Genomic DNA, 26,420 nt, shown 5'->3' with positions numbered 1-26,420 from the left:
CCCGCCACGGGCCACGCACGGACAACAAAGCGGGTGTTCTGGGGAACATTCCGGGGTCCACGGCACTCCTATCACCGACCAACATGCCGCGCGCCGCCCGCGCAGCGGCACCCACGACCGAGGAGAAGTACCGTGACCAGCCCAAACGACCCGCTCAGCGACATCTTTTCGCAGATCGCCGCCGACGACGCGGTTGACCCGGCGGTCTTCGACCAGAGTCTCGAAGCCGCCTTCGACCACGACGGTTCCGGTTTCGACGAACTGGTGCCCGACAACGACGACAGCTCCACCGAGGGCGATCTTGTTGCCGGTGTCGATGGCGGCGATGTCGACTCCCATGACGATGCCTTCGAGACCGATGACGCCGACATCGACGGCGATGCGACCGACTTCACCCTCGGCCCGGACCTCACCGACGACTACTCCACGGGCGACGACCTGACCCTGTGAACCCGATGTTGTGCCCTTCTGGCGACCAAAACCCCAGGTCGAGGCCGCCACAAGGGCACAACATCGGGGTGGGGCGGGCTAGCGCAGGTGGTCGATCAGGACGTCGGGGTTGCCCTGCGACCACACGGTGACGATGGTGAGGCGCTTGATCCGCCAGATGTCGCCGTCGCGGACGAGTTCGGCGTCGTATTTGTTGCCCATCATCACCTGGTCGGTGGTGTGCCGTGATGGCCCTTCACCCGGGCGGAAATGCTGGGCCATCGCGTAACAGTTCAGGACGGCACGGTCACCGTCTACGCGAACCCGGAAATTCGACAGTGCGTGCATGGTGTCGAGCGGTCCCATCGACATCAGCAACATCCCGACCACCGACTCGCGGCCCTCGATCGGGGGGAATCCACTGTCCTCGTCGCCGACCCGGCTGACGTCGAACAAGACGTCGTCGGTGAATGCCGACTCGAGCAGACCTCGATCGGCGGCGTCGAGACCGAACGCGAAGCGATTGAGGGCATCCTCGGGCTCGGCGGTGGCGGGAATGGTGTCGATCGTGGCGGGGATTGCCTCAGGCATCTTGCAGAATCTCCAGCAGTTTGGCGCGAGCCCGGTTGATCCGGCTCTTCACAGTCTGCACGCCCACCCCCTGCTGGTCGGCTATTTCCTGATATGAGAGATCGCCGAACTCGCGCAACACGATTGCCTCGCGGAACTCCAGCGGCAACGCGGCCAGCGCGGTGCGAACCCGGTCGACGTCGGTCACCTGGGCATCGATCCGGGGCGCAGCCGACTCGAACTCCGGTGGACCGTCTGCGGAGGTGTCGAGACGCTTGCGGATCACCGCGAGGGCGGCGTTCGCGGCGATCCGGTACATCCAGCTGGTGAACTTCGAGTCGCCACGGAACTTGCCGATGTTCTGCCAAGCAGCGATCAGCGCGTCCTGCAGGGCGTCCTCGGCGTCGTGTCGGTTGGCGGTGATCCGTAGGCAGACGGCCCAGATCTGGTCGCGGTTGCGGGTGACGAGTTCACCGAAAGCCGCCTGGTCGCCTTCTTGACTGCGTAGTACCAGGTCACGCTCGCTCATGTCGGTCACTTGATAAATGTCGCAGACACCCCGGGATACGGCAGAGTTATCGGCAGCGAAACCGATCCATCGACTGACCCTTTTACTCGATCGAATCTGGAGTGACCGTGAACGCAGGTGCCACCGCCCACGCGGCCGAAGCCCTGGCCACCGCGACCGAGACGCTGCGCAAGTACGGACAGACGAAGGCCGCCGAGTTGGCACAGGCCCGCTTCCACGCAGCCGACTCGGCAGCTGCGGTGGTCTTCGTCGGTGAGGTGAAGCGCGGCAAGAGCACCCTGGTGAACTCGCTCATCGGCCGGGCCGACCTCGCACCCGTCGGTGTCGACATCACCACCAGCGCGAGCGTGTGGTTCTCGCCACCCGACGACACGCTTGCGGCCGGCACCGCCCGCCTGGTCTTCGGCGATTCCGATCAGGTGATCCCGGTCGATCAGCTCCCGGAATGGGTGACGATGGGTGGCCGCCACGTGCTCGACCCCACGATCGAGGCGTTGCCCACCGAGGCTGTGGTTGCCGTCGACCCGTTGCACCTTCCCGGTCTCACCCTGGTGGACACACCGGGCGCCGGCGGCCTGGACCCACGGCACGCGCGCCTGGCACTGACCGCCGCGCGCCGCGCCGGGGCGATCGTGATGGTGTGTGACAGCGCCGCTCCCCTGACGGCACCGGAGATCGAGTTCCTCAGGACCGCTACCGAGACCTCCGGTTCCGTGGTGGTGGCGATGACCAAGATCGACAAGAACCGCCGCAACTGGCGAACCATCGCCGAGGAGAACAGGACGATAGTCCGCAGCCGACTCGGTCGCGATGTCCAGGTGATCGGGGTGTCCGGGGTGCGCGCGCTCGCTGCGTTGACCGAATCTGCGGGCACCCGCGAGGAGATCCTCACGGCCTCGGGCATACCGGGGCTGCGGGACGCCATCACCGGCTTGCTGGACAACGCCGAGATCGCGCCGCAACTCGACGGACTGCAGGTCTGCCTGAGCGGCATGCATCGGATGAAGACCCGCCTCGACACCGAGATCGCTGTGGTGCAGGGCAATTCGAGCGCACTCGACGACCTGAATGAGAAAAAGGCCCAGCTCAAGGCGCTTCGCGAGCACGGCACCGAGTGGGACCAGCACCTCTCCCGCGACATCACCCTCGCCCGGCAGCGGGCCGTGGCCGTACTCGACGCCGATTTCAACAAGATCAAGGAGGACTGGAGCGCACGGATCAACGGCGAGGGGTGGCGCATCCTGCGCAAGCAACCACAGGTGTTCACCGCCGCCATCATGTCCGACCTGCAAGCCGTGTCGGCGCGGGCATTCGACACCTTCGCGACCTCGCTACACGACATCGTCTCCCGGTTGTTCGGCAACGACGAGCACTGGGAAGACATCATGGACACCGTTGCGGGCGCGCTGGTCGCCGAGGACATCAATTCCCCAGAGGTGCAACGGAAGTGGAAAGACGTCGTCGATCCCAGCGCCATGATGATGGGCTTCATGGGGGCGAACCTGCTCACCGGCGGAATGGTCGGCGGCGCGGTCTTCGGCAGCCTCGCGATGGCGGCCGTGCTGCCGATCGGGCTCGTGGCCGGAGGTGTCTGGTTGTCGGTGAACCTGGGCTACCGAGCCATGCGCAACGGACGTCAGCACCTCATCACCTGGCTGCGCGAAACACTGTCGCTCGCCAACAAATCGACTCTGCGTGTGATCGACCGAACCGTCGCGACCGCGCGACCGGAAATCGTGGTGGCCTACCGCCGTCACCTGCGTGCCCAGACCGATGAGATCACCGAACAGATCAACGCCGGAGCCGAAGCGGCAAAGGAAGACAAGGCAACCCGCGACAAGCGGGTGCGCGGTCTGACCCGTCGTCTCACCGAGATCGTCTCTCTCATCGAACAATTGGACGCCGCCATCGCCGGGCTCAAAGCCGACGCCCGACGCAGCGATGTGGACCTCGGCGAGCATGTGGTTCTCGGGAAAGACCCGGTGCTCGGCACGGAGTCGGCCTCCATCGGTGACACCCCGTGAGCCGGCCCCACGAAGGGCGACGGACCCGGCCCCATGCTCTCCGTGATCAGCTCACCGCGGCACTGGCAGAGATCGCGCGTATCGACCGCCCCTTGGCTCGCAGCACCGCACAGATCCGCGACACCCTGTGGGCGCCGCCGCGTGTGGTGGTCGTCGGGCGGGTGAAGGCAGGCAAGTCCACACTCGTCAATGCCCTGATCGGCGACCTGGTCGCCGACACCGCGGCCACCGAGTGCACCAAGGTGGTTGCGGTGTACCAGGACGGTGCGCCGGCGCGCGCCGAGGCGGTGAAGATCGGCGGCGCCCGGCACACCGTCCGGCTGATCGACGGCAGACCCACCGAATTGGGTTGTCCAACAGACCAGGTCGCCTATCTCGACCGTTTCCTGCCGAGCCGACTGCTGCGCAACATGGTGCTGATCGACACCCCCGGACTGGCGACCATCACCACCGGAAACGAGCAGGCCACCCGCCGCGCACTGATCGACGGGTTCGGGCAGACCCGCGACGCGTCGGTGAACGCCGACGCGGCGATCTTCCTGTTCGACGCGACGCCGCGCGCCGACGAAGTGCAGTTCCTGCGCGAGCTGGGTTTCTCGGCGGTCAACACCATCGGAGCCCTGGCCAAGGCGGACACCCTGGGCGAGGGCGCATTCGGCGACGTCGATCCCATCGACGCGGCACGAGCACAGTCCGCCGTGATCGCCGAATCCATGTCGGCGAGCCTGCTGACGGTGCAGCCCGTCGCCGGACTGTTGGCGCAGACGGCGCAGACCGGCCAGTTCACCGAATCCGATGCCGACGCACTGGCGGCACTGGCCGGGCTCTCCGACACGGCGCTCGAGCTCTGGCTGGAAGCAGAGACCCCCTCCAGCGGTACCGAGGCCGAACGCGACCGACTGCTGGACCTGTTGGGCGAGTACGGTTTACGGCACGCCAGAAAGCTCGCCCCGCGCGGCGCCCACGCGGTCAACTCATGGCTGCAGCAGCGTTCGGGAGTCGATGAGCTCCGGGCGAACATCGAACTCGATCTCACCCGGTCGGTACTCATCACGCGAGCTGTGCGGGCGTGCACCGAGATCGAGCATCTGGCGTTGACGCATCCTGCAGGCGGACAGATCCGGTCGTACCTGCGTCAGGTTCGTCAGACCCCTCAGGCACACACCATGGCCGAGTTCAAGGCGATGCACGCCCTGACCCGATCGGACCCTGAGTCGCTTTGGGTCGGCGAGTTACGGCAGATCCTGATCGGCTCGGGTATCGCGGGACGGATCGGCCTGCCGCCCACCGCTGACCGCAATACCGTTGCGGCCGAGCTGGATCGACGCCTTCGACAGGTCCATGAGGCCGGCCTCATGGGCGGGTCCGCGGCCGAGGAGCAGGCGGTGGCCGTACTCTTGCGCACCTACTCGATGATGCGTCGCGCGATCTGACGGGAGACAGACGGGCTACTCGGCCCCACGCGACGACGGAGCCAGCCACATCCCCACGATGGCATCGAGCAGATCGGCGGAGAAGTCGTCCCAGCCCAGCGACTCGTCGTCGGGCGCATTCACGAGACGCCGTTCACGCTCGGCTGTCATGTGCACGGACAACTGCCGTGCCATGTCGGCACGGAACCATCGGACCTCGGCAGGCAGCTCGGGCAGTCGACTACCGATGCCGCGCAACGTCTCCTGGAGCGATGGCGAGGTGAGCGAATCGTTGTAGACGATCTCGCGCAAGGTGGGGTCGGTCAACACCTGCGCGCTGAACCTCGCGTACCAGGTGGGGCTTCCGAGGGAGGCGAGGTGGTCGATGGGCGGCTGGATCAGACAGGCGATCCAATCCCGGACATCGGGTGAGTCCCCCGCCTCGCTGAGTAACCGTGCGCGATGCTGTTCGATGCCGACCCCGTGTTTGTGCACGATGGCACGAACGAGGTCGGTCTTGGTGCCGAAGTGATACCCCACTGCAGCGTTGTTTCCTTGCCCGGCGGCTTCACTCACCTGCCGGTTCGAGACCGCGAACACCCCGTGCTCGGCGAAGAGCCGTTCCGCGGCGGAGAGGATCAGCTCGCGCGTCTCCGCTGCCCGGGCCGACTTGGTGCCGGTGTTGCCACTCGCCATTGGTTTCCTCGAGTCCTCGGGTGAAGGGCCGCCCGCGGTTCATCGATGACTGCATCGCGGCGTGTTCCACCATGTATGCAGCGACCGACTAAGTCAAGTGATTGAAAACTTCTGATTTCGTCGACGCCCGTCCCCGTCGGCGTCGGCGTCACACCGCCAGCGCGGCAAGCATCTCCCGGACCGCCCGCGGCCACCCGAAGTCTTCGGCACGCCGCCGGGCGGCCTCCCGGCGGGGGACCTCGGGCCGGGACAACACATCACCGATGCCATGGGCGAAACCCTCGGGCGAGTTCTCTGCCACGAACCCGCACTCTCGATCGAGGACCTCGGCGAGCGCCGACGTGGCGGAGACGACTGCCGGTGTCCCCGAGGCAAGGGATTCGAGCGCCGACAACCCGAAGGTCTCGTGCGGTCCCGGGGCCAGTGCCACATCCGCGGACGCCAGCAGCCGGGCGAGTGCCAGCTGGTCGGTGATGAACCCCGCGAATTCGACGGGCAGACCGGCGGCGCGGCGTTCGAGCCGACCTCGCATCGGCCCGTCGCCTGCGATCACCAACCGGGCGTCGACTCCGTTGTCGCGCAACACACCAAGCGCGTCGATGCTCCCGTCCACGTGCTTCTCGACCGACAATCGGCCGCAGTGGACCAAGAGCGGCTGATCCGTCCTTGCCCACCGAGCCCGAGTGCCTGCGTCGCGACGATCGGGATGAAAGGTCCGGAGGTCCACGCCCAGCGGGACCCGCCTGACATTGGTCGCGCCGATCCGGTCGAACTCTTCGCGGGCGAAGTCGGTGGTGCACACCACCGTGTCGTACGACTGCGCGGTGCGGCGGTTGGCCACGTCGGCCAGCCGTCGCGCGGCCTGCGCAGGCATCACCTGACCGAGCATGCGGTCGAGGCGTTCGTGGGAGATCATCGTGCTGGCGACATCTCGGCGCCGAGCCCATTGCCCGAGCCCACGCAGCGTCAACCGGTCGGACACCTCGATGGCGTCGGGTCGCATGGCGGCGGCGACATCGACCACGGGCCGCATCCGCGCCACCCGATATCCTCCGGTGAACGCAACCCTGGGAGCGGGGACGGTGATCCGCACGACTCCGGACGCCAACTTCTCCTCGGTGTGCAGAGGTCCCGGAACGATCAGCGTCACGTCGTGCCCTGCCGCGCAGTACCCGGCCCCGAGTTGATCGACCGCAGTCCGGAGGCCCCCGGACCGGGGGCCGTAGAAGTTCGCGACCTGCACCACTCGCATCCTCGGACTGTGTCGCGAGCAGAAGAGCTTGATGCATCCGCCGATCGAACGCGGACTCAACAAAACGTGAACTCTGATCACCTCGGTACAACCGGTGGGATAGAGGCCTTCGCCGGACCATGCGTTTTGTGGCCTCGCAGGCCGGGTAATCCGCCAGAACACCACATCGGCAGGAGATGCCCGAACCATGACCTCGGCCATCGAAAACAGCCAGCACGCAATCGATTTCCTTGTCGGGTGTTCGTTCGCCTCGATGCTCGACCGTGCGCAAGACGCCCTGAAGAACCACTTCTGATCGGAGTAGCACTGTGCTGAGCAAAGATGTCGCCCCGGGCATCCACATGTTGACCTACGCCTCCACGAATCTGTATCTCGTGGAGTACGACGATCGGGTGCTGATCGTGGATTCCGGACTACCCCGGGTGTGGCCGCACCTGATCTCAGCCCTCGACGAACTGGGTCGCAAGCCCGACTCGGTCGAAGGGATCGTGCTCACCCATGCGCACTTCGACCACGTGGGCACCGCACGTCGGGCGCAAAAGGAGTGGAACGTGCCGGTGTGGGTGCACACCGACGACGAACGGCTCGCCCGGCATCCCTACCGCTACCAGCACGAGAAGACGCGGCTGATCTATCCACTTCGGTATCCGGCATCCATCCCCGCACTCGGGCGGATGACCATGGCCGGGGCACTGATGGTCCGGGGAGTACTCGATCCGACTCCCATCACCACCGACCAGGCGCTACCCGGGGCGCCGGTGGTCATCCCGACGCCAGGCCACACCGTCGGTCACATCGCTCTGCACTTCCCCGACCGCGACGCCCTGATCGCCGGCGACGCACTGGTCACGCTCGATCCGTACACCGCCCAGACCGGACCACAGATCGTCGCCGGTGCCGCGACGGCAGACAGTGGTCGTGCCCTGGGTTCGGTCAAAAGACTCGCCGATACGCACGCATCGGTGGTGCTGCCAGGGCACGGCGAACCCTGGAACGACGGCATCGAGGCGGCCGCTGACTTCGCCCTTTCGCGCGGACCGCACTGAGTCATCCCGGCTCGATCCACCGGGCAGCAAAATCTTCCTGAGATTTTCTCCGATCAGCCGGAACATTCACGCCACCGGGTTTCTCCTATTCACAACACAGCAAAGCCACCACGGCCTGCGCCCGCCCCACACACAAGGAGAACCCGATGTCCGACAACAGCATCCCCGAAATCGCCGAAGACGCCACCGTCCTGGAGGTCTTCGACATCGACGGCGACGGAGTCGTCGAGTCCGCCCTGGTCGATGTAGACGCCGACGGTTCCGGCGACGCACTCATCCAGGATTACGACCAGAACGGCGAGCCGGAGACCATCGCCTTCGACACCGACGGCGACGAGCACCACGAGACGGCGGTCTCCGACACCGACGAGGACGGCGAGGTCGACACGGTCTTCGTCGACGAGGACGTCGACGGTGTCCACGACGTGGCCTTTGTCGACGAGAACCAGGACGGTGAGGTGGACGCCGTCTACACCCACGACATCACCACCGACGAGTGGACCGAGGTGGACCCCTCCACCGTCGAGACGCCCGACACCAGCGCTCTTTAGATCCACGAACGATCACAGGAGTTGTGAACCATGTCTGATTCGGTCCACCCCGAGCCGTCCCCGAAGGATCCGCCGGCCGAGCACAGCGGCCACTCCGACGTCGTCGAGCCGCCCTACGTTGACGAACCGCCTTATGTCGTCGAAACAGCCGACTTCGACGGAAACGGTTACTCCGAGTCCGCGCTGCTCGACACCGACGGCGACAACGTCGGCGACACGATCGTCCAGGACTTCACCGAAGACGGGGAAGCCGAGACCATCGCGTACGACACCGACGGTGACGGGTTCAGCGAGACGAGCCTGTCCGACCTCGACCAGGACGGGACGGCGGACACCGTCTTCGCCGACCTGGACCAAGACGGTGTGCACGACCTGTCGGTCACCGACTCCGATCAAAACGGCATCCCCGACGGGTTCACGGTGCTCTGACGAGCACCCAACGCCCCGTCTCAACCCGACCGCATTCGTCGGTCATTCGACAGCAGGACAATCGGCCGCCGTCAGCCCGGTGATCAACTAGGTTGACGGTGGCCGAGTCCGCTGTCCCAATCGTCATTCCCCACACTGAATCCTGAAACCGGAAGGACCCATCACCGATGTCGAACCAATGGTGGCTGGCAATCGACTTCGGCACGTCCAACACCGCGGCGGCCGCCTACGAACCCGGGCACGGCGCGCCGCAGGTGGTGCCGCTCTCGCACAACAGCGACATCATGTCGTCGTCGGTCTACGCAGACTCCTACCGCAACATCGTGGTCGGCGAGGCCGCGGTCAACCAGGCCGGCAACAACCCGGCCGCATTCATCACCCATCCCAAGCGGCACATCAACGCGGGAACCGTTCCGGTCGGCAATCTGGATCTGCCGTTGGAGAATCTCATTGCGGCCGTGCTCAATTCGGCTTTGACACGCGCGGCGGAGAGGCGCGGTGGCACCAGGCCGACCCGGTTGATCCTCACCCACCCCGTGGCGTGGTCGCCCGAAGAAGTCGACATCCTCACCCGCGCTGCCGAATTGATCGGCTTCGATCGATCCGCGGTCACACTGATCTCCGAGCCGCGCGCGGCCATCGCCCACTACACCAGCGCAATCGGCGATGCCGCCGACGCGGGCTCGACCACCGTTGTGGTCGTCGACTACGGCGGCGGAACATGCGATGTGGCGGTGGTGAAGCTCGGTGCGGGAGCCGCGGGCGGCGCCGGACCCATCGACCTCGTTGCCCACGACGGCAACAACGGTCTCGGTGGCAAGAACCTCGACGCGATGATCCGGCGTTGGGTGGACAAGCAACTCACCTCACGGAACCCCGAACTGCTGGAGTACCTGCGCACGGGCGCCAACCTGTCCACCAAGCGAGCGGTCGACGACAACATCCGGCGGGCCAAGGAATTGCTCTCGGAGTCACCTCGGGCCGTCATCAACATCAGCGCCGGTGGCCACGAGGCCACCCTCGAACTCACCAGGGGGGAGTTCGAACAGCTCATCTCACAGAACGTCGATGCCGTGGTGGAGTTGACCTCCCGCACACTGGCCCGTGCCGGAGCCGGCCGCGACGTCCGGATCTATCTCACCGGCGGATCATCCCGGGTGCCGCTGGTGCACCAACGACTCGGCGAACTCGGCACCGTCGCCACACTCGACAACCCGAAGACCGTCGTGGCCCTCGGTGCCCTCGAATCCGTTGTCGGGCAACAAGAGGGAGCGGCCGCAGCGTCGCCCGGCGCACCGATACCGCCCGTTGTCCCGGTCCCCTTGTCGAAGTCACCCGAGCCTCCCCGATCGGCCCCTGCAACCCCCTCGGCCCCGTCGACTCCGGAGTTCCCACCCACCCAACAGGCACCGATTCCTACGGGAATCGAACCGCCGCCGTCGTGGGGCGCCCCGGCTGCGCAATCCGGTGGTTACGCCCAGAACCCCTACGACGGTGCAGGAGCCGGCCCCTACGCGGCCGGGCAAGCCGGTACCTACGGCCAGGAAGCCCCCTACGGACAGGCCCCTTTCGGCCAGGGGTCGCCGTACGGTCCTGCCGGCCAGCAGAATTCGGGCCCGTTGTACGGATCCGGCGGCGGTCAGCCCACGTTCGGCGGGGCCACGCCGGCCACGCCGCCGAATCCCAACCGCAACCGGAACATCGCCATCGCCGCCATCGCAGCCGTGGTTGTTGTCTTGGTGGTGGTCATCCTCGGGGTGGCCCTGGCGAGTTCCGGAGGCGACGACGACCCGAAAGCACTACCGGGCCAGTCCTCGACAACGTCGACGACAACAACCACAACAACCACTCGGCGCACGCAGCCGACCACCGAGACCTCGACCGCATCAACATCGCTCGACGTCGACGATCAGGCGCTGGCCGATGCGAACACCGATCTCGTCGACATCACCACATGTGGCGAGAAGTCGCGACCGGACTACGCGTTGGCCGCGATCGTCTGCGAGCCGGCGCCCGCCGTCGTGGCCGACGGCACCGGAGCGGTGCGCGCCGAGAGCATCGTCATCATCGAGTCGTCGGACTCGAACATCAAGGCAATAGCCGACAAGGAGTACTCCGAAGGCAACTCGTCGGAGATGTTCTCCCGGCCGTTCGATGGCGGCACCACATATGCGTACTTCGCCGCGATGGACAACGGCGGCACCGGATACTTCGTGTACTCCGAGGCCAACTCGACGGTGACCTGGTGGGTGACCACCAGTCCTGATCAGGCGGCCTTCACCGCGTGGCTGCAGTCGGCCGGCATCTGTCTCTGCTGAGTCGGCGCGAGCCCGTTACCGAGTCCACCAAATAACAGTCCACCAAAACAGTCCGCCCGTCGGCATTGCCGGTGGGCGGACTGCTTGTTCGGGAAGAAGAACGGGGGGTTCAGTCCACTTCTTGGAACAGCGAATCGCCGTCGTCAGGGAATGCCTGACCCTGTCCCTGCACTCGCGACCCACCGTCGTGAACGATCAGACCGTCGTCGGTCTCCAGTTCCTGCACTCCGTCGGCGAGGACATTGTCGTCGGGTCCCTGATCATCGATCACCTCGTCGACCAGCTTCTCGGTCAGCTCGTCGTCGGGAGCGGCCGCGACAGGTACCTCCGGCTGTTCCTCGGGCTGTACGTCCGGGACCTCTTCGGCGATGCGCTCGTCAAGAGACTCGCCTTCGCGTTCCTCGCTGTGCGTGGTGCCGAACTTGTCCGCTTCCGCCCAGTGCTCTGGGGGATCGACGACATCGTCGTCACCATGATTCTTGAGGTCGTCGGAGTCGAGGCTCTCGCTTGGGCTCAGGGTGTCGCCAGGACCGTCTTCAATACTCATGGACACCGGATGCCCGTTTGCGCGGCTGCCGAAACGCAGCGCTGCGGGCGCGAACGCCTACTTGCGCGAGGCCTGGCCGGTGGCGGGATCGACTTCGAGGATGCCACCGGCGAACTTGCTCTGGAAAACCTGGGTGACCGGCCCGAGCAGGGTGCTCAACGAGTCCTCGAGCGGTAGCCCGAGCACGCTCTCGCCGCCCTGAAGTACAAAGTTCAGCAGGGCCAGGCCGCCGAGAGCATGCGCACCGGTGTCGGGACCGAAGAACACCGACCCGTTCTGGAACTGCTGAACCGCTCCGGTACCCGAGGTGGTCGGCAGAACCGGTCCCAGCGCTTCCCCGAGCACACCTGAGCTACCGCCCAGTTCGGTGAACTTGCCACCGATGGCTGCTTCGGCGAGAGCCAGCAGTTCGCTGATGAGATCTCCTGTCCCGGTACCCGGCGTTGCGGGCAGTTCGCCGGTGGGCAGCGGGGTGCCGCCCGGCGTCGGGATGGCCGGCACGCCACCTGTGGGCGTGGAACCGACTCCGGAGGGAGGAGCAACGATCGCGGGCGGAGTGGTCTGACCCTGGACCGAGAAGAACGAGGAACGTAGCTGGAGTTTGGTGCGCACCTCCTGCGCCGGGACGTCGACCGTGCCGCCGGTGCCGCTGATCCGAACCGTCGCCGCGCGGCCGTTCTCCGCGCCCATGCCGTAGGCCTCGATCACCTCGAAACCGGTGAGCGACCCGACGTTGAAGGTGGAGGCGATGCTGTCCGAGCTCACCGTGGCGGTCCAGTCGCGGTACGGGGAGATGGTGTCGCCTTCGTCGAGCACCGCCGGGAAGTCCCGGCCGTCGGTGGCGCCACCTGTTGAGGAGGAGAACTCGGTGAAGGCCGGCTTCCCGTCCTTCATGAGGACCACACCGGCGGTGGCGTCGACAGCGGCGTTCGTTCGTGGGTCTTCGGCACCGAAACCGCCGTAGACCTGTGAGTTCTGGGTGTCGTCGATGGGCTTGCTGATGTCCATCGACGCAAGAGCATAGGTACGGGCGGCCACCGCCTGGGCCTTGAGCGCCTCGGCGCCGCCCTCGTCCGCCCAGCTGACGATGATCTCTCTGGGGACGACACCCTTCACGTAGTCGTCCAGCGGCACGACGTTGATCACGCGGTCCCCGTCGAATCCGAGTGAGCCACGGAAGGTTTGGTTCGAACCACACATTTTCAGCAGTTCGGGCACCGGACGGCCTGGACCCGCGGTGATGGGCGACACCAGCGATCGAGGCAGCTCGACCGTCTGGACCACACCGCCACCGCATCCATCAGTGATGGTGGCGGTGGACCCGGACAAACTGACTGCTTGTCCGGGCGCCACCGCCACCTCACCGACCTTCAGGCCGGCATCCGCGAAGACATTGACCGACGACTCGCCTGTGAGAATTACCGAGACGTCGACGTTGTCCACCTTCCCCGCGGTGGTGCCGCCGTAGTAGTGACTCAGGATCTGAGTCGAGGACCAACCTTGTTTGGCGTAGCCGAACGCACCCCACTGACCCATTCCGCGTCCGTGGCCGTTGCCGTGTCCGATCAGCGTCACCTCGCCACCGACAGTGAGATCGACGTTCGATTTCACCGTCTGCGGCACTGCCCACATGGTCACGCCGGCGGCGAGCAACAGTGACACCCCGGCCGCAGCCGTCCGCCGCAGACCGGTGCCGAACACATCACGGCCCCCGATGGGGCGGGTTGTGTACAGCCCTGGAATGCGCGGCATAGATGTCCTCTCATCACTCGCCCACGGTCGCGGTCCAACGCACGCGGCAGCCGCGAGCATGTGACTAGTGGGACTGTTGTGACAGTAGTGAAGAAACAGCGGCCACAAAAGTCACATCGAGTAACAACAGCATCACGAGTTTCACGCCACGCCGAGAGCGGTCGTGGACTTCGGTGTCCGTAGAAGACACGATTTGGCCGTCTGGCAAGTCGATGGGGAAGTCGACGTCGCCCACGAGACGCCAGTTTGGCGTGCGTGGCGGCGCCGGTGAAAAGACTGTCGATCAGTTACGACAATCAAGGGAGAACCACGTGCGCTACCGCCGACCGAAGCCGTCGATCGTCCTGGGGACGGTGGCCGCCGTCGTTGTGGCCAGCCCGGTTGCAGTCCTGGTCGGGGGAAGCGCGCCGAACTTCGCCGTCGACCCGACCGAGCCGCCCGCCATCACCGCGACCACGATCAACCAGATCAACCTCAACGAGGTTCCGACGATCGTGCTGAACCTGGTCAAGTCCGGGCTCGCCGACGCCGGGGTGACCTTGCCCCCGATCGATGTCTCGGGCATCAAACTGCCCGACATCCCACTGCAGATCCCACCCGGCCTCCTGCCGACCGACCTGCTCCCCTCGACCACCGCACCGGGAACCATCACCACCTCCCCCTCGGTGCCGTCGTCGACAGAGGCGTCCAGCAGTGCTCCGGCCCCGGCGACCGGCGACGACGTCCCCGAGGGCGCGATCGTGAAGGAGGTGGGTCAAGAGGACCCGTTCTCCATGGTCGGCCTGACCTGGCAGGGCGTCGCCAACACCACCGCGTACGTGCGCGCCAAACAGATCGACGGCAGCTGGGGGCCCTGGGTCTCGGCCGATCGGGTCGACGGCGTGAGTGCAAAAGACCCGAACAAGCAAGGCACCGAACCGGTGTGGGTCGGCAAGACCAACCTGGTACAGATCGCGGTCACCAACGACGGCGTTGCCGCACCCGGTACCGGCACCGGGCCGACCGAGGGGTCGGCGACGAGTTCGCCGGGTGGATCAGCGCCTGCCACCACAACCGATCCCGCCGGTATCGCGCCGACCACAACATCCACGACCTCGACGACGTTCACAACTCCCCCGGTCCCCAAACGCACCGACACCTCGATTCCCACCTCGACGGCGATGCCGGGTGAGGTGGTGCCCCAGGCGTTCACGCCCAAGCAAGAACCGCTGCTCACCACGACCGGCGCACCCGGACAAAATGCCCTGCAGCAGGCGATCTCGACCATCAGTGCCGCACTGATCACACCCGGTACCGGTGCGGTCCTGGGATCGCAGCCCTTGGCGGCTGATCCCGCCGCACCCGCAGCGGCGCCCGCACCGCCCGCCGTGGCGGCACCGTCGGCAACCCCCCAGGTGATCACCCGGGCGCAATGGGGCGCCGACGAATCCATCCGATGCTCTGAGCCGACGTATGACGACACCCTCAAAGAGACTGTCGTGCACCACACTGCGGGAACGAACGATTACACCCGCGAGCAGTCCGCCGAGATCGTGCGCGGCATCTACGCGTACCACGCGCAGACCCTGGGCTGGTGCGACATCGGCTACAACGTGCTGGTCGACAAGTACGGTCAGATCTTCGAAGGCACCGCAGGCGGATTGGACAAGAACGTCCAGGGCACCCACACCGGCGGCTTCAACAAGGACACGATGGGCCTGTCGCTGATGGGCAATCTCAACGAGATGGCCCCCTCACCCGAAATGCTTGCTGCCGCAGGATCTTTCCTGGGCTGGCGTCTCCGGCTGGCGGGCCTGGATCCCCGCGGCACGGGCTCGGTGGTGTCGCAGGGCTTCGACGGGGCCTTGTTCGCGGCCGGCGAGACGGCGACACTGCCGGTCATCAGCGGGCACCGCGACTTCTACTCCACCGAATGCCCGGGCAACCTCGCCTACGAGGCGCTGCCACAGATCCGCGACATCGCCGCGTCGGGTGCTGCCATCGTGGCGCCTCCGGCCGCCCCCGCCCCGGTGGACACTGCGCCGGTGCAGAGTCCGGTGTCCGGTACCGAGAACCCACAGGTGCTGTCCACCACCGACACCGGTGCCATCGCCCAGCAGTGGATGGCGACCGGCGGTCCCACCGGTGATCTCGGCAACGCCGTGACCACCGAGCAGACCACCCCGGACGGCAACGCAAAGTTCGCGGACTTCGAGAACGGCAAGATCTACTGGTCCGAGTCCACCGGTGCGCAGATCATCAAGGGCGCCATCGCAAAAGCGTGGGCCACCATGGGCTTCGAGAACAGCCCGCTGGGTCTGCCCACCTCTTCGGAGACGACGGGACCCGACGGCGTCACGCAGAGTTTCCAGGGCGGGACGTTGGTGTGGAACCTGGTCACCGGCATCGTGCGGGTGCTGCGTACCTACATCGACACGTTCAACGACACCTACGACGCCCAGCGCGAGGCGGCCGCGGTACCGACCGCACCGCCGGCAGGCTGACCCCCGACGCACGGTTCCGGCTGTCGCGCAACGGTTCACACCGGTGCGCGACGCTCGGGGCCGCGCGCGGTCGGTGAGCCGCTAGAACCACCGGGCCAGCACCTGGCCCACCCCGCCGGAGTTGTTGTCGGGCGCGATCTCATCTGCCGCGGCGATGGCGGCAGGATGGCCACCGGCCATCGCAAAACCCCGGGTGACCCAACGCAACATCTCGACATCGTTGGGCATGTCTCCGAATGCGATCGACGCACCGGTCGGTAGGTCCTTCAGCTCGGCCAGCGTCCGCAACCCGCTGGCCTTGCTGACGCCGGGTGCCGAGAGTTCGATGAGCCCGTTGTCGGTGGAGAACGTGACGTCGGCCAGGTCGCCCACCACCGCCTCCAGACGCCGAGCCATCTCGTCGCTGCTGAGTTCGGGGCGCCGGACCAACATCTTCACCGCGTTCTCCGACAGGACGTCTGCTTCACTCATCTCGATGTGGTCCGGATTGAGCCACGCGTGCTGATAGCCCGCGGTCGCGACAAACGGGGGCGTCGCCGCATCGTGTGCACTCTTGCCCACCCGCTCCACCGCCAGACCGCATCCCGGGATCTGCTCGTAGGCAATTGCGGCCAGCTGCTCGAGCACTGAAGCTCCGAGCGTCGCCGAATGCAGCACCTGATCGGTGGCGACGTCATAGACGATCGCCCCGTTTGCGCACACGGCAAGTGGCTCGACCTCGAGTTGGTCGGTGATCTCGGCTATCCACCGCGGCGGACGGCCGGTCGCGATCACAAACGTCGCACCCGCCGCCGTCGCCTTGGTGATCATCGTTCGTACGAGCTCGGGAACGGTGTTCTGGTTGTCGATGAGGGTTCCATCAACGTCGCTGGCGATCAGCGTGGGAGGCCCGGCGAACTCTGACGGCGTTTCATCCAATTGGGGCATTTCATCCATTTTGCCGCTTGTCGCGCCGGGCGGCCGAATCGGCTGCGTCCAGTGCGTCCGCCTCGGCCATCGTGGGCGCGCCGCCTCCGAGCCGAGCCGGCACCCAATATGCACCCGCGGGGTGTTCGCCGTAGCGTTCCTGGACGTCCGCGAGCATGCTCTGCATCGTCGACCGCAGATGGTCGGCCAGTCGACGGGCCTCGATCGCATCCCCTCCACCCGGCGCGATCGGGTCACCGAACTGCACGATGACCGGCGTGCGGCTACGACCGAGATTCCTCGGTCCACCCTTGGTGGCAATCCGCTGAGCGCCCCAGACGATGACCGGCACGATCGGTACCTCGGCATCCATCGCCATGCGCGCGACGCCCGACTTGAAGGTCTTGATCTCGAAACTCCGACTTATTGTCGCCTCCGGATACACACCGACCACCTCACCATCACGCAAGGCCTGGACTGCGAGTTCATACGCCTGCGCCCCTGCGGACCGGTCCACCGGCACCGTCCTGGTGTGTTTGATGAGGAACCGCATGATCGCGATCTGCTGCATCTCCGACTTGATCATGAAACGCACGCGGCGACCCCGGCGATGGACGCCCAGTGCTGCGGGCAGGAAGTCCACGTAAGCGGTGTGGTTGATCGCGAGAACCACTCCGCCGGCGGCGGGCAACTTGTCGAGATCAAGAAACGTGAGCTTCAGTCCCTGCACCTTGACCAGGGTCTTGGCGGTGATCTCGAGCGCCCGGAATACCGGTTCCATGCGCTCAGGGTAACGGCCCCAAGGTGGCGCGAGCTCTGCACACGGGTGTGAGCGAGCTGCCGGGCGGGTATGCGGCCGGCACGGAGAGTGATTCACGCACCACAGGGAGAGCCATGTCAGCAACGGTCGGCGATGTCGTCCTGGAACGTCTACGGCAGTGGAACATCGGGCAGGTCTTCGGCTATCCGGGCGACGGCATCAACGGGTTGCTGGCCGCCTGGGGTCGCGCCGACAATTCTCCCCAGTTCGTCCAGTCCCGCCACGAGGAGATGTCGGCTTTTCAAGCGGTCGGTTATGCGAAGTTCTCCGGACAGATCGGAGTGTGCACGGCCACAAGTGGTCCCGGCGGTATCCACCTGCTCAATGGGCTCTATGACGCGAAGCTCGACCACGTGCCGGTACTGGCACTGGTCGGGCAGACCGAACGCAGCGCCATGGGCGGGTCGTACCAGCAGGAGATCGACATGCTCTCGCTGTTCAAAGACGTCTGCAGTGAGTACGTCCAGATGTGCACCGTGCCAGAGCAGATACCCAATCTCATCGACCGCGCGATCCGGATCGCCCTGTCCGAGCAGGCACCCACGGCCCTGATCTTCCCGTCGGATGTATTCGAACTCGAACACACGCCGCCACAGCACGAGTTCAAGCACGTGCCGTCGAGCCTGGGACTCTCACCGGGCGCGCCCACCGCGGATCCGGCCGCGGTGCAGCAGGCCGCGGACCTCCTCAACGCCGGCGAGCGTGTTGCCATCTTGATCGGTCAGGGCGCGCGCGACTGCGTCGGGGAACTCACCGAGGTGGCCGACCTCCTGGGCGCGGGATGCGCGAAGGCACTGCTCGGGAAAGATGTTCTGCCGGATGATCTTCCGTGGGTCACCGGATCGGTCGGACTGCTGGGCACCACGGCCAGCTACCAGATGATGAACGACTGCGACACGCTGCTGACGGTGGGGTCGAACTTTCCGTACAGTCAGTTCCTGCCCGAACTCGACCAGGCCAGGGCCGTTCAGATCGACCGATCCGGAAAGTGGATCGGCATGCGTTACCCCTACGAACTGAACATCGTCGGCGACGCGAAGACCACGCTGCGACAACTCATTCCGCTGCTGCATCGCAAAGAAGACCGCAGCTGGCGGGAAACCATCGAGTCGAATGTTGACCAGTGGTGGACGATGGCCGAGAGTCAGGCCACCACCGACGCCGAACCGACCAATCCGATCAGGATGTTCCACGAGCTGTCGGAGCGGATGCCGGACAACGCCATCATCACCGCCGACTCGGGAAGCGCCGCCAATTGGTATGCGCGCCATCTCAAGTTCCGCGGTTCGGTACGCGGCTCACTGTCGGGGACGCTGGCAACGATGGGCCCGGCCGTGCCATACGTCATCGGGGCGAAATGGGCCCACCCCGACCGGCCCGGAATCGCATTCGAAGGCGACGGCGCGATGCAGATGAACGGCCTCGCCGAGATGCTCACCATCGCCCGGTACTGGAAGCAGTGGGCCGACCCGCGGTTGATCGTGGTGGTGCTGCACAACAACGACCTCAACCAGGTCACATGGGAACAACGCGCGATGGAGGGAACCCCCAAGTTCGTCGAGTCGCAGTCGCTGCCCGACATGGACTATGCCGAGTTCGCCCGCGGCATCGGCCTTCTCGGCATCAATGTCGACACCACCGAGGAGATCGGGCCTGCCTGGGATGCCGCCCTCGCGGCCGACCGACCGGCACTGCTCGATGTCCGATGCGACCCGAACGTCCCGCCCATACCGCCACACGCAACGTTCGAGCAGGCGAAGTCCCTGGGCAGCGCGCTCATCAAAGGCGATCAGGACGCGTGGCAGGTGGTGAAGAACACCGCCAAACAGAAGCTGGCGCAGGTCAGGCCGTCCGACGACAGTTGATCGGCACCCGCCTTCGGTACGCCGCCCATCGGATCATGTTCGCACCCAACGATTGCGCTCGTCGTCGAACACGACCAGTCCGAGTTCGGCGAAGCCGTCCAGCCAACCATTCATCGGCCACCACCCCCAGCGGCGGTGGAAGATGTCGGCGTTGAGCAAGATGTCGTCGAGGTGTTCCACCGGCGGGTTCGAGACGGGGTGGAACTGGTGATAGGCATGGGCACCGCCCACCCAGGCGATCTCGAATCGCTGGGACGCCGCCATCTGGGCGAAGTCGGTGTCCTCCCCGCCGTAACCGGTGTACCCGTCATAGAAGCCGCCGATCCGGGTCCAGTCGGCTGCGGTGACAGCAAAAGACAACGACCAGAACAGATTCATGTCGGTGCCGAGCTCCACAGAACCGGCCGGCGGGTTCGGCCGCGCGCGGTGGGGCGCAGTCAGCGACGCGAGGTCTCCACCGCCACGTGCCACGTCGGAAGCCCGCTCGTCGAGATACGTGACCGGCCCACAGAACAGCAGGCGTTCTCCCGCCCGACGGTGCACGGCGGCCTTGTATCGGGACACGAGGTCGGGCGCGGGGATGCAATCGACATCGAGGAAGACCAGCAGGTCGGCGCCGCGGTCCAGGGCGATTGCCGCAGCTGTGTTGCGCGCGAGCGCGAGCGGCAGCCTGCCGTCCACGCGTGCGACATGCGCGACCACCGCCTCACCCAGGTCCACCCGCTCGGCGATGGCCGGATCGTCCATGGCGACCACTACGTGGAGGTCGGGTCGATCGGAAGTGGCAGCGAGAGCACGTAATTGGGCCCGCAGATGCCGGTGCCGGCCACTCACGATGGTGAGCACGGCGACGGTCATGTCCATCTCTGGGCGACGTCCTCGATCACATCCGCGGCGCGCTCAGCGGCCCCTTCTGTCTCCCACCGGGACCAGCGGTGCGAGGGTGTCCGCGCCGCCGCCGTGCACAACGCCGGCCATGCCGAGGTCTCCGGCCAGGCCGATGCCACCGTGGCCAACTGCAGCACCCGCTGCATTTCGGCGACGGCCCGCTGTTCTCCGAAGGGACGGTCTTCGGGGATGACGATGGCCGGCCTGGCAGCGACCGCCAGGTCGGCGACGGTGTTCTGGCCGGAGTTGCCCACGATCACCCCGGCGCTACACATGGCGGGCCAGGGATCCGGCAGCCAACTGCCGGGTCCGCCGGCGAAACGCCACGTCATGTCCGGGTACGCAGATCGGCAGGCCTCGACTGTTTGTTCCGTGATGCGGGTTCCGCCCGAACCCGTCATCACCAGGACATCGGAACGTTCGGCATCGTCGGAAGACCGGGCCCTGCCGGCGAATCTGCTGATCCCACCGGTGAAGGTGGTCTTGTGCAGGTGCGGTCGCAGCCAGTCCGGTGCATAAACAGCGTCCGGCCACGGCGCGATGATGGCATCGGCCAACCCGTAGGCCAGCTGATGTGGCGAATCGTCGCGGGTGCCGGGCATTGCCACCACGATCACCGGAACACCGAGCAGCCGGGCGAACACCGCGATCTCCACCGACACGTCCACGACAAGTGCGGCGGGATCCGTCTTCTCCACCCAAGCGGCCAGCTGAGCCATCCGACCGCGCATCCCCGGATCTCGGATCGGGGCCCAGTGGACCATTCCGGAGGCAGTCACATCTCGACGCTCCCCTAGGTCGTCGCGGTCCAACTCGACAACGCGCTGGAACACATCAGGTTCGATCGGAGCCGACGACAACGCGGTGACGGGCGTTCGCATCGCCCGGGCGATCGACGCTGCCCGATTTCGGTGGCCGTGGCCTTGGTGGTGGACGTAGTAGCCGATCATGCGGCCAGATGCGTGTGACCGGCCAGCCGTCGATAGAGCGACAAGTACTGATCCACCATGGCGCCTTCGGCACAGTGACTCTCGGCTCGGGCGCGCACGACGCCCCGGTCCAAAGTCATCGCCTGGCGTGCGGCAGCTGCCAGCGAGTCGACGTCGTAGGAGTCCGCCAGCACCCCGCCGTCATTCCCAACGATCTCCGGAATGCCCCCGCGCCGGAAACTCGCGACCGGGGTCCCGCACGCGAGCGACTCCGCCACCACCAGGCCGTAGGGCTCGTCCCACAGGGGTGTCACCAGGGTGGCGGCCGATGAGCCGACCACCGTCGCCAATGCGCTCTGGTCCAGGTGGCCGACGTACCGGATGCGATCGGTGAGCAACGGGCTGATCTCGCGGTCGAAGTACTCCCGGTCGCTGATGGGCCCGGCCAGCCGGAGTCCGAGACCGGCCCGGTCGGCGGCGAGTGCAGCGAGGTGGGCGCCCTTCTCCGGCACGAACCTCCCAAACCACACGAGGTCGTCGCCGCCGGTACCCGCAGGCCAGAGGCTCAGATCGACCCCGTTGCTGATCACCTCGATGTCCTGGGCAACGTGGCCCCACGACCGGGCGGTGTGCTCGCTGACCGCGGCGAACCGGGTGTTCTCGGTGTTCACCTCGATCGCGGATTCCAGCCACGGCGTCGGTGGTGTGTGCAGGGTCGTGAGGACCGGCGCGGTCGCGGTACGGGCCAACGCGATGGGCAGATAGTGAAGGCTGTGGTTGTGGATGACGTCGAACTCGGCATCGCGGCCCAGGCGCATCATCAGTTCCAGGTAGGCGTGATGTGCAGCCATGAAGCCTGGTTCCGGCATCGACGTGTCGCGTTGTGCCGCCGGGCTCGGGTCGAACTCGCTCACATCGAGCAGCGAGTGGTCGATGCCCAGGTCGGATCCCGCGGCCGCGAACAGCGCCACCCTGTGACCGCGACTCGACAGGGCCCTGGCCAGGTGCCACACGTGGGCTTCGAGCCCACCTGCAAACGGTTCCGCGATCGGGTAGCTGTGCGATGCGATGAGCGCGATGGACAGCGGTTCGTCGCTCACCGCCGGCGTCGTCTCGGTAGTGCAAGTTCTGAACACAGTTCGGACAGCGGTCATTGACGCTCCATGCTCCTGACTCTCGACGATGGCCCGCCGTGGGGCCTCGATCGCACCGCGCACTCTCGAGGTCTGATCGACCCGTCGCCGCACGGGCACACAACTTGATACCCCGACCAACGGGACACGAAACGCCGACGTCCTCCTCGGGTTGCGAACATGGGTTCGGTGAATGCGGCGACCAATTGGTTGCCGTGTGGTCAAGCTGTGCAAATATGGACTAGTCGGTTCAGCTAGAAGCCGGGGGTGCGTGCTGTCTGGACTTCCTGGATCGCGCGCACGGTAGAGACACCATTGAGCAAGGGGAATCGATGGAATCGATCGACGGGCAAGCGCAAGTCGCCCGCGAAGGTCATGAGTTGCCGGGCACCGGACTGACCATCGCCGCAGACCGAAAAGGTGGGCTGGTGGTGTTGACCGTGCGCGGAAGTATCGACATCCTCACCGTCCCGCAGCTGGCAGACGCCGTTCGCGAGGCGATCAGTGGCGTGCCGGCCGGACTCATCATCGACATCACCGAAGTCGATTTCCTGTCATCGGCGGGCATGGCCGCCCTGGTCACCGCCCACGAGAACATTGCGCCGACGGGCAAATTCGGCGTTGTCGCCGACGGCCCGGCCACCGAACGGCCCATGCGTCTCGTCGGTTTGGACGAGACGATTCTCATGTATGCGACCGTCGAGGCCGCGGCTGCGGACTTCGCCGAAGAGAGTAACGATCCTTATACCGCTTAAAAGCGGTGCTGCTTGGGTAACAGTGAGCTGTGGGTGCCGATCAAGTCATGACGAACTCGCCGACCGAGGGCGTACGGCTCATGTATACCGATGTGGCCGCCGAACCGGCGGCCGCGACCTCGCTACGCCAGTTGCTGGCTGAATGGCTTGCCGAGCATGTACCCGATGTCGGCGATCTCTCCGACTCGATCACGTTGGCGGTCTACGAGGCGCTTGCAAACGCTGTCGAGCACGCATACACCGGACGCGAGCCGGGCACGATGAGTCTGCGTGCCACCTACCATCCGCATGATCAGCAGTTGAATGTGACCGTTCAGGACCACGGGAACTGGCGAGAACCGGACCCGACAACTCACCGGCTGCGCGGTCGCGGCATTCCTCTGATGCAAGCGCTGGCCGACCATCCGCGCATCAACCCCAGTCCTCAGGGCACCACGGTGAACCTGGAATGGAATCTCGGCGCCGAGCGCGACAAGTAGGTCAGACGCCGCCGTCGCGTTTGGCCGCCCGGGCAGCCAGGTCCTCGGCATCCATCCGGTTGGCCTCTTCCAGCGTGGGCGCCGATCCCCCCAGTCGGGCGGGCACCCAGAACTCCCCTTGTGGATGGGGCCCGTAATTCTGCTGCAAGGTCAGCAGTTCCTCACTCATCGTCTTGTGCAGACGCTCGGTCAGCGAGGCCGGATCGCCATCCGGCGCGATCAGTTCTCCGACACCTATCGAGATGGGGATGTTCGTCCGGCCCAGCCGCTTGGGATGGCCCTTCGTCCAGACCCGCTGAGCGCCCCAGATGACGGTCGGCAGGATCGGGACACCCGCTTCGAGCGCCATCCGCGCAGCACCGGACTTGAAGTCCTTGATCTCGAAACTCCGGCTGATCGTCGCTTCTGGGTAGACACCGACGAGCTCTCCCCGCTGGAGGTATTCCACCGCGGCGCGGTAGCTGTCCGCGCCGGCCGAACGGTCCACCGGGATGTGTTTGAGGCTGCGCATGATCGGCCCACTGATGCGGTGGTCGAAGACCTCCTTTTTGGCCATGAACCGTACTTTGCGTTTACCCTGCAGAAACGCAGGCAAGCCGGCGTAGGTGAAGTCGAGGTAGCCGGTGTGGTTGATAGCAACCACGGCGCCGCCCGTCTTCGGTACGTTCTCGACCCCGGTCACGGTGAACTTCAGGCCCTCGGCGGCCCAGAGTGATCTGGCGATGGCGATGACTGTGTCGTAGACCGGTTCCATGCGGCGAGCATAGCGTTGGCCAAAGAGGGGCCACCCGGAACTGGTCGATACTCTGGTTCTCATTGCGACGAACCAGAAGTTGAAGCAATAACCACGATTTTGGAGGCAGCACGTGCAGGTCACGAGCATTGGGCACGCCGGATTCCACATCCAGACTGATGCCGGGTCGATCTTGTGCGACCCATGGGTGAACCCCGCGTACTTCGCCTCATGGGTGCCATTCCCCGACAACAGTGAGCTGGACTGGAAGGCGCTGGGCAACTGCGACTACCTGTACGTCAGCCACCTCCATCGGGACCACTTCGACGAGCAGAACCTGCGCGACAACGTCAGCAAGGACGCGACCGTACTGCTCCCTGACTACCCGGTGCCGGACCTGCGCCGCGAACTGGAGAAGCTCGGGTTCACGAAGTTCGTGGAGACCGAGGACTCGGTGAAGACCACCGTCACGAACGACAAGGGCAGTCTCGACGTGATGATCGTCGCATTGCGGGCGCCGGCTGACGGTCCCATCGGCGACAGCGGCCTCGTGGTCAGCGATGGTGAGACCACCGTCTTCAACATGAACGATGCGCGGCCTGTGGATCTCGATGTGATCGCTGAGCAGTTCGGTCACATCGACCTTCACCTGCTTCAGTACTCGGGCGCGATCTGGTACCCGATGGTGTACGACATCCCGAAACGCTCCAAGGCCAACTTCGCTGCCCAGAAGCGCCAGCGCGGTATGGACAGGGCGAGGTCGTACATCGAGCAGGTCGGTGCCACCTGGGTCGTCCCGTCTGCCGGGCCGCCCATGTTCCTCGACGAGGATCTGCGCTACCTCAACGACATCGAGAACGACCCCACGAGCATCTTCCCGGACCAGGAGACGTTCCTGGACCAGATGAAGGAGAAGGGCACCGACGACGGGGAGAAGCACCGTGGCCTGATGATGGTGTCGGGCTCCACCGTCGACATCACCGGCTCACAGCTCAACGAGTTGTCGCATCCGTATCCGCCGGAGCAGGTCTTCGGCCCCAACAAGGCCGCATACCTCGATCGGATGGCCGAGAAGTTCGCCCCGGTGATCGCAGCGCAGAAGGCGACGTGGGCCCCCGCCGTCGGTGACCCCTTGCTGCCCGCTCTCAAGGAGCTCTTCGAGCCGATCATGGCCCAGAGCGATCTGATCTGCGACGGCATCGGGTATCCGGTCGGATTGGTGATGGGCGAGGAGACCGTTGTCCTCGACTTCCCCAACCGCACAGTGCGAGAACCGAAAGAAAAAGAAGGCAAATACCGGTATGGATTCCGGATTGCGCCCGAGTTGGTCAGAACTGTCCTGCGTGACAACGAACCCGATTGGGTCAACACGATCTTTCTCTCGACGCGTTTCACCACCTGGCGCATCGGCGGATACAACGAATTCCTGTACACGTTTTTCAAGTGTCTGACCGATGAGCGAATTGCTTACGCCGACGGGTGGTTCGCCGAGGCACACGATGACTCGTCCTCCATCGAGAAGGACGGCTGGAAGTTGCAGCGCCGCTGCCCGCACCTCAAAGCCGATCTGACCAAATTCGGTGTCATCGAGGGCGACAAGCTGACCTGCAACCTCCACGGCTGGTCATGGGACCTGCCCAGCGGACGGTGCCTCACCAGCAAGGGGCATGAATTGCGCAGCGCTCGAATCGAGTCCTGACGCTGACCTTTTGAGACCGGTTGACCTCAAAGCCGTACGGGAGTTATATTTTCCCGGCGTTTGAGGTGACCATTCCCTTCGGCGTGGGAGACTCAAAAAGCGAGTCTCCCCTCAAACTTTCTTGATTTTCATCGCCGCTTTCCCGTTCCGCCGGTTCAATTGATGCCGGCGGAAC

General features: G+C 65.6%; 24 protein-coding genes. 12 read left to right on the top strand and 12 right to left on the bottom strand.

Annotation, left to right across the window (positions count from 1 at the left end; translation table 11 throughout):
- Positions 1-132: 132 nt before the first annotated feature.
- Complete coding sequence (locus tag WIMU1_RS00800; protein WP_062794741.1) at positions 133-450, top strand: hypothetical protein; 318 nt, start codon at positions 133-135, stop codon at positions 448-450.
- A gap of 78 nt (positions 451-528) precedes the next feature.
- Here WIMU1_RS00800 and WIMU1_RS00795 read toward each other — a convergent pair whose 3' ends face one another.
- Together WIMU1_RS00795 and WIMU1_RS00790 are read right to left on the bottom strand one after the other, a co-directional pair.
- Positions 529-1,020: a nuclear transport factor 2 family protein gene (locus tag WIMU1_RS00795; protein ID WP_062794740.1), complete on the bottom strand. Its 492-nt coding sequence runs from the start codon at positions 1,018-1,020 to the stop codon at positions 529-531.
- Complete coding sequence (locus WIMU1_RS00790) at positions 1,013-1,528, bottom strand: RNA polymerase sigma factor (protein ID WP_062794739.1); 516 nt, start codon at positions 1,526-1,528, stop codon at positions 1,013-1,015. The genes WIMU1_RS00795 and WIMU1_RS00790 overlap by 8 nt, the downstream gene beginning before the upstream one ends.
- 107 nt (positions 1,529-1,635) lie before the next feature.
- On the opposite strand from WIMU1_RS00790, the gene WIMU1_RS00785 reads away from it, so the two are divergent.
- On the top strand, positions 1,636-3,552 hold the full coding sequence (locus tag WIMU1_RS00785; protein ID WP_158599297.1) for a dynamin family protein: 1,917 nt from the start codon (positions 1,636-1,638) through the stop codon (positions 3,550-3,552).
- Positions 3,549-4,985 (top strand): dynamin family protein, encoded by a 1,437-nt coding sequence (locus tag WIMU1_RS00780; protein ID WP_062794737.1) that lies wholly within the window; start codon positions 3,549-3,551, stop codon positions 4,983-4,985. Before WIMU1_RS00785 ends, WIMU1_RS00780 begins: the two co-directional genes overlap by 4 nt.
- A 15-nt stretch (positions 4,986-5,000) precedes the next feature.
- Here the strand turns inward: WIMU1_RS00780 and WIMU1_RS00775 are convergent, their stop codons facing one another.
- Entirely contained in the window at positions 5,001-5,660 is a 660-nt protein-coding gene (locus tag WIMU1_RS00775) for a TetR/AcrR family transcriptional regulator (RefSeq protein ID WP_062794736.1), read from the bottom strand.
- 148 nt (positions 5,661-5,808) lie between these two features.
- Positions 5,809-6,912 (bottom strand): glycosyltransferase, encoded by a 1,104-nt coding sequence (locus WIMU1_RS00770; RefSeq protein ID WP_062795642.1) that lies wholly within the window; start codon positions 6,910-6,912, stop codon positions 5,809-5,811.
- 308 nt (positions 6,913-7,220) lie between these two features.
- Between WIMU1_RS00770 and WIMU1_RS00765 the strand changes: the two genes are divergently transcribed.
- The 4 genes from WIMU1_RS00765 (at position 7,221) to WIMU1_RS00750 (ending at position 11,256) form a co-directional block, all read left to right on the top strand.
- Entirely contained in the window at positions 7,221-7,958 is a 738-nt protein-coding gene (locus WIMU1_RS00765; protein WP_062794735.1) for an MBL fold metallo-hydrolase, read from the top strand.
- A 146-nt stretch (positions 7,959-8,104) separates the two neighbouring features.
- Complete coding sequence (locus WIMU1_RS00760) at positions 8,105-8,509, top strand: hypothetical protein (protein WP_023954876.1); 405 nt, start codon at positions 8,105-8,107, stop codon at positions 8,507-8,509.
- A 30-nt stretch (positions 8,510-8,539) separates the two neighbouring features.
- Positions 8,540-8,938, top strand: coding sequence for a hypothetical protein (locus tag WIMU1_RS00755; protein ID WP_062794734.1), 399 nt, complete (start codon positions 8,540-8,542; stop codon positions 8,936-8,938).
- Between the two features lie 167 nt (positions 8,939-9,105).
- On the top strand, positions 9,106-11,256 hold the full coding sequence (locus WIMU1_RS00750; protein ID WP_062794733.1) for an Hsp70 family protein: 2,151 nt from the start codon (positions 9,106-9,108) through the stop codon (positions 11,254-11,256).
- A 109-nt stretch (positions 11,257-11,365) separates the two neighbouring features.
- Here WIMU1_RS00750 and WIMU1_RS00745 read toward each other — a convergent pair whose 3' ends face one another.
- Both WIMU1_RS00745 and WIMU1_RS00740 read right to left on the bottom strand, forming a co-directional pair.
- Entirely contained in the window at positions 11,366-11,803 is a 438-nt protein-coding gene (locus WIMU1_RS00745) for a hypothetical protein (protein WP_023954882.1), read from the bottom strand.
- A 57-nt stretch (positions 11,804-11,860) separates the two neighbouring features.
- Positions 11,861-13,555 carry a SpoIID/LytB domain-containing protein gene (locus tag WIMU1_RS00740; RefSeq protein ID WP_062794732.1) on the bottom strand — a complete coding sequence of 565 codons (1,695 nt, stop codon included), beginning with the start codon at positions 13,553-13,555 and terminating at the stop codon, positions 11,861-11,863.
- Between the two features lie 311 nt (positions 13,556-13,866).
- On the opposite strand from WIMU1_RS00740, the gene WIMU1_RS00735 reads away from it, so the two are divergent.
- The gene (locus WIMU1_RS00735; RefSeq protein ID WP_062794731.1) at positions 13,867-16,038 is read left to right on the top strand and encodes an N-acetylmuramoyl-L-alanine amidase; all 2,172 of its coding nucleotides are present in this window, start codon (positions 13,867-13,869) and stop codon (positions 16,036-16,038) included.
- Positions 16,039-16,119: 81 nt separating this feature from the next.
- Here WIMU1_RS00735 and WIMU1_RS00730 read toward each other — a convergent pair whose 3' ends face one another.
- Together WIMU1_RS00730 and WIMU1_RS00725 are read right to left on the bottom strand one after the other, a co-directional pair.
- Positions 16,120-16,965 (bottom strand): Cof-type HAD-IIB family hydrolase, encoded by an 846-nt coding sequence (locus tag WIMU1_RS00730; protein WP_062794730.1) that lies wholly within the window; start codon positions 16,963-16,965, stop codon positions 16,120-16,122.
- A 1-nt stretch (position 16,966) separates the two neighbouring features.
- Positions 16,967-17,725 carry a lysophospholipid acyltransferase family protein gene (locus WIMU1_RS00725; protein ID WP_062794729.1) on the bottom strand — a complete coding sequence of 253 codons (759 nt, stop codon included), beginning with the start codon at positions 17,723-17,725 and terminating at the stop codon, positions 16,967-16,969.
- 113 nt (positions 17,726-17,838) lie between these two features.
- On the opposite strand from WIMU1_RS00725, the gene WIMU1_RS00720 reads away from it, so the two are divergent.
- Entirely contained in the window at positions 17,839-19,629 is a 1,791-nt protein-coding gene (locus WIMU1_RS00720) for a thiamine pyrophosphate-requiring protein (RefSeq protein WP_062794728.1), read from the top strand.
- A 33-nt stretch (positions 19,630-19,662) separates the two neighbouring features.
- On the opposite strand, the gene WIMU1_RS00715 is transcribed toward WIMU1_RS00720, so the two are convergent.
- From WIMU1_RS00715 to WIMU1_RS00705, 3 genes are read right to left on the bottom strand one after another with little or no spacing between them, the layout of a single operon-like run.
- Complete coding sequence (locus WIMU1_RS00715) at positions 19,663-20,487, bottom strand: glycosyltransferase family 2 protein (protein ID WP_062795641.1); 825 nt, start codon at positions 20,485-20,487, stop codon at positions 19,663-19,665.
- On the bottom strand, positions 20,484-21,467 hold the full coding sequence (locus tag WIMU1_RS00710) for a glycosyltransferase family protein (RefSeq protein ID WP_062794727.1): 984 nt from the start codon (positions 21,465-21,467) through the stop codon (positions 20,484-20,486). Before WIMU1_RS00710 ends, WIMU1_RS00715 begins: the two co-directional genes overlap by 4 nt.
- Positions 21,464-22,546, bottom strand: coding sequence for a glycosyltransferase family 4 protein (locus WIMU1_RS00705; RefSeq protein ID WP_062795640.1), 1,083 nt, complete (start codon positions 22,544-22,546; stop codon positions 21,464-21,466). The genes WIMU1_RS00710 and WIMU1_RS00705 overlap by 4 nt, the downstream gene beginning before the upstream one ends.
- Before the next feature lie 365 nt (positions 22,547-22,911).
- On the opposite strand from WIMU1_RS00705, the gene WIMU1_RS00700 reads away from it, so the two are divergent.
- Both WIMU1_RS00700 and WIMU1_RS00695 read left to right on the top strand, forming a co-directional pair.
- Positions 22,912-23,334, top strand: a complete 423-nt coding sequence (locus WIMU1_RS00700) for an STAS domain-containing protein (RefSeq protein WP_084247919.1) — start codon at positions 22,912-22,914, stop codon at positions 23,332-23,334.
- Between the two features lie 47 nt (positions 23,335-23,381).
- On the top strand, positions 23,382-23,813 hold the full coding sequence (locus tag WIMU1_RS00695; RefSeq protein WP_023954929.1) for an ATP-binding protein: 432 nt from the start codon (positions 23,382-23,384) through the stop codon (positions 23,811-23,813).
- 1 nt (position 23,814) lies between these two features.
- Here WIMU1_RS00695 and WIMU1_RS00690 read toward each other — a convergent pair whose 3' ends face one another.
- Positions 23,815-24,567: a lysophospholipid acyltransferase family protein gene (locus tag WIMU1_RS00690; RefSeq protein WP_023954931.1), complete on the bottom strand. Its 753-nt coding sequence runs from the start codon at positions 24,565-24,567 to the stop codon at positions 23,815-23,817.
- A gap of 112 nt (positions 24,568-24,679) precedes the next feature.
- Here WIMU1_RS00690 and WIMU1_RS00685 point away from each other — a divergent pair, with 112 nt between their 5' ends.
- A complete protein-coding gene (locus WIMU1_RS00685; RefSeq protein WP_062794726.1) occupies positions 24,680-26,245 on the top strand; it encodes an MBL fold metallo-hydrolase in 1,566 nt (521 codons plus the stop codon).
- The last annotated feature ends 175 nt before the right edge of the window (positions 26,246-26,420 follow it).

Origin of the sequence: Williamsia muralis NBRC 105860 (assembly GCF_001598915.1) — a bacterium.
Classification (GTDB): Bacteria; Actinomycetota; Actinomycetes; order Mycobacteriales; family Mycobacteriaceae; genus Williamsia; species Williamsia muralis.
This window is presented reverse-complemented; position numbering and strand designations above follow the sequence as displayed.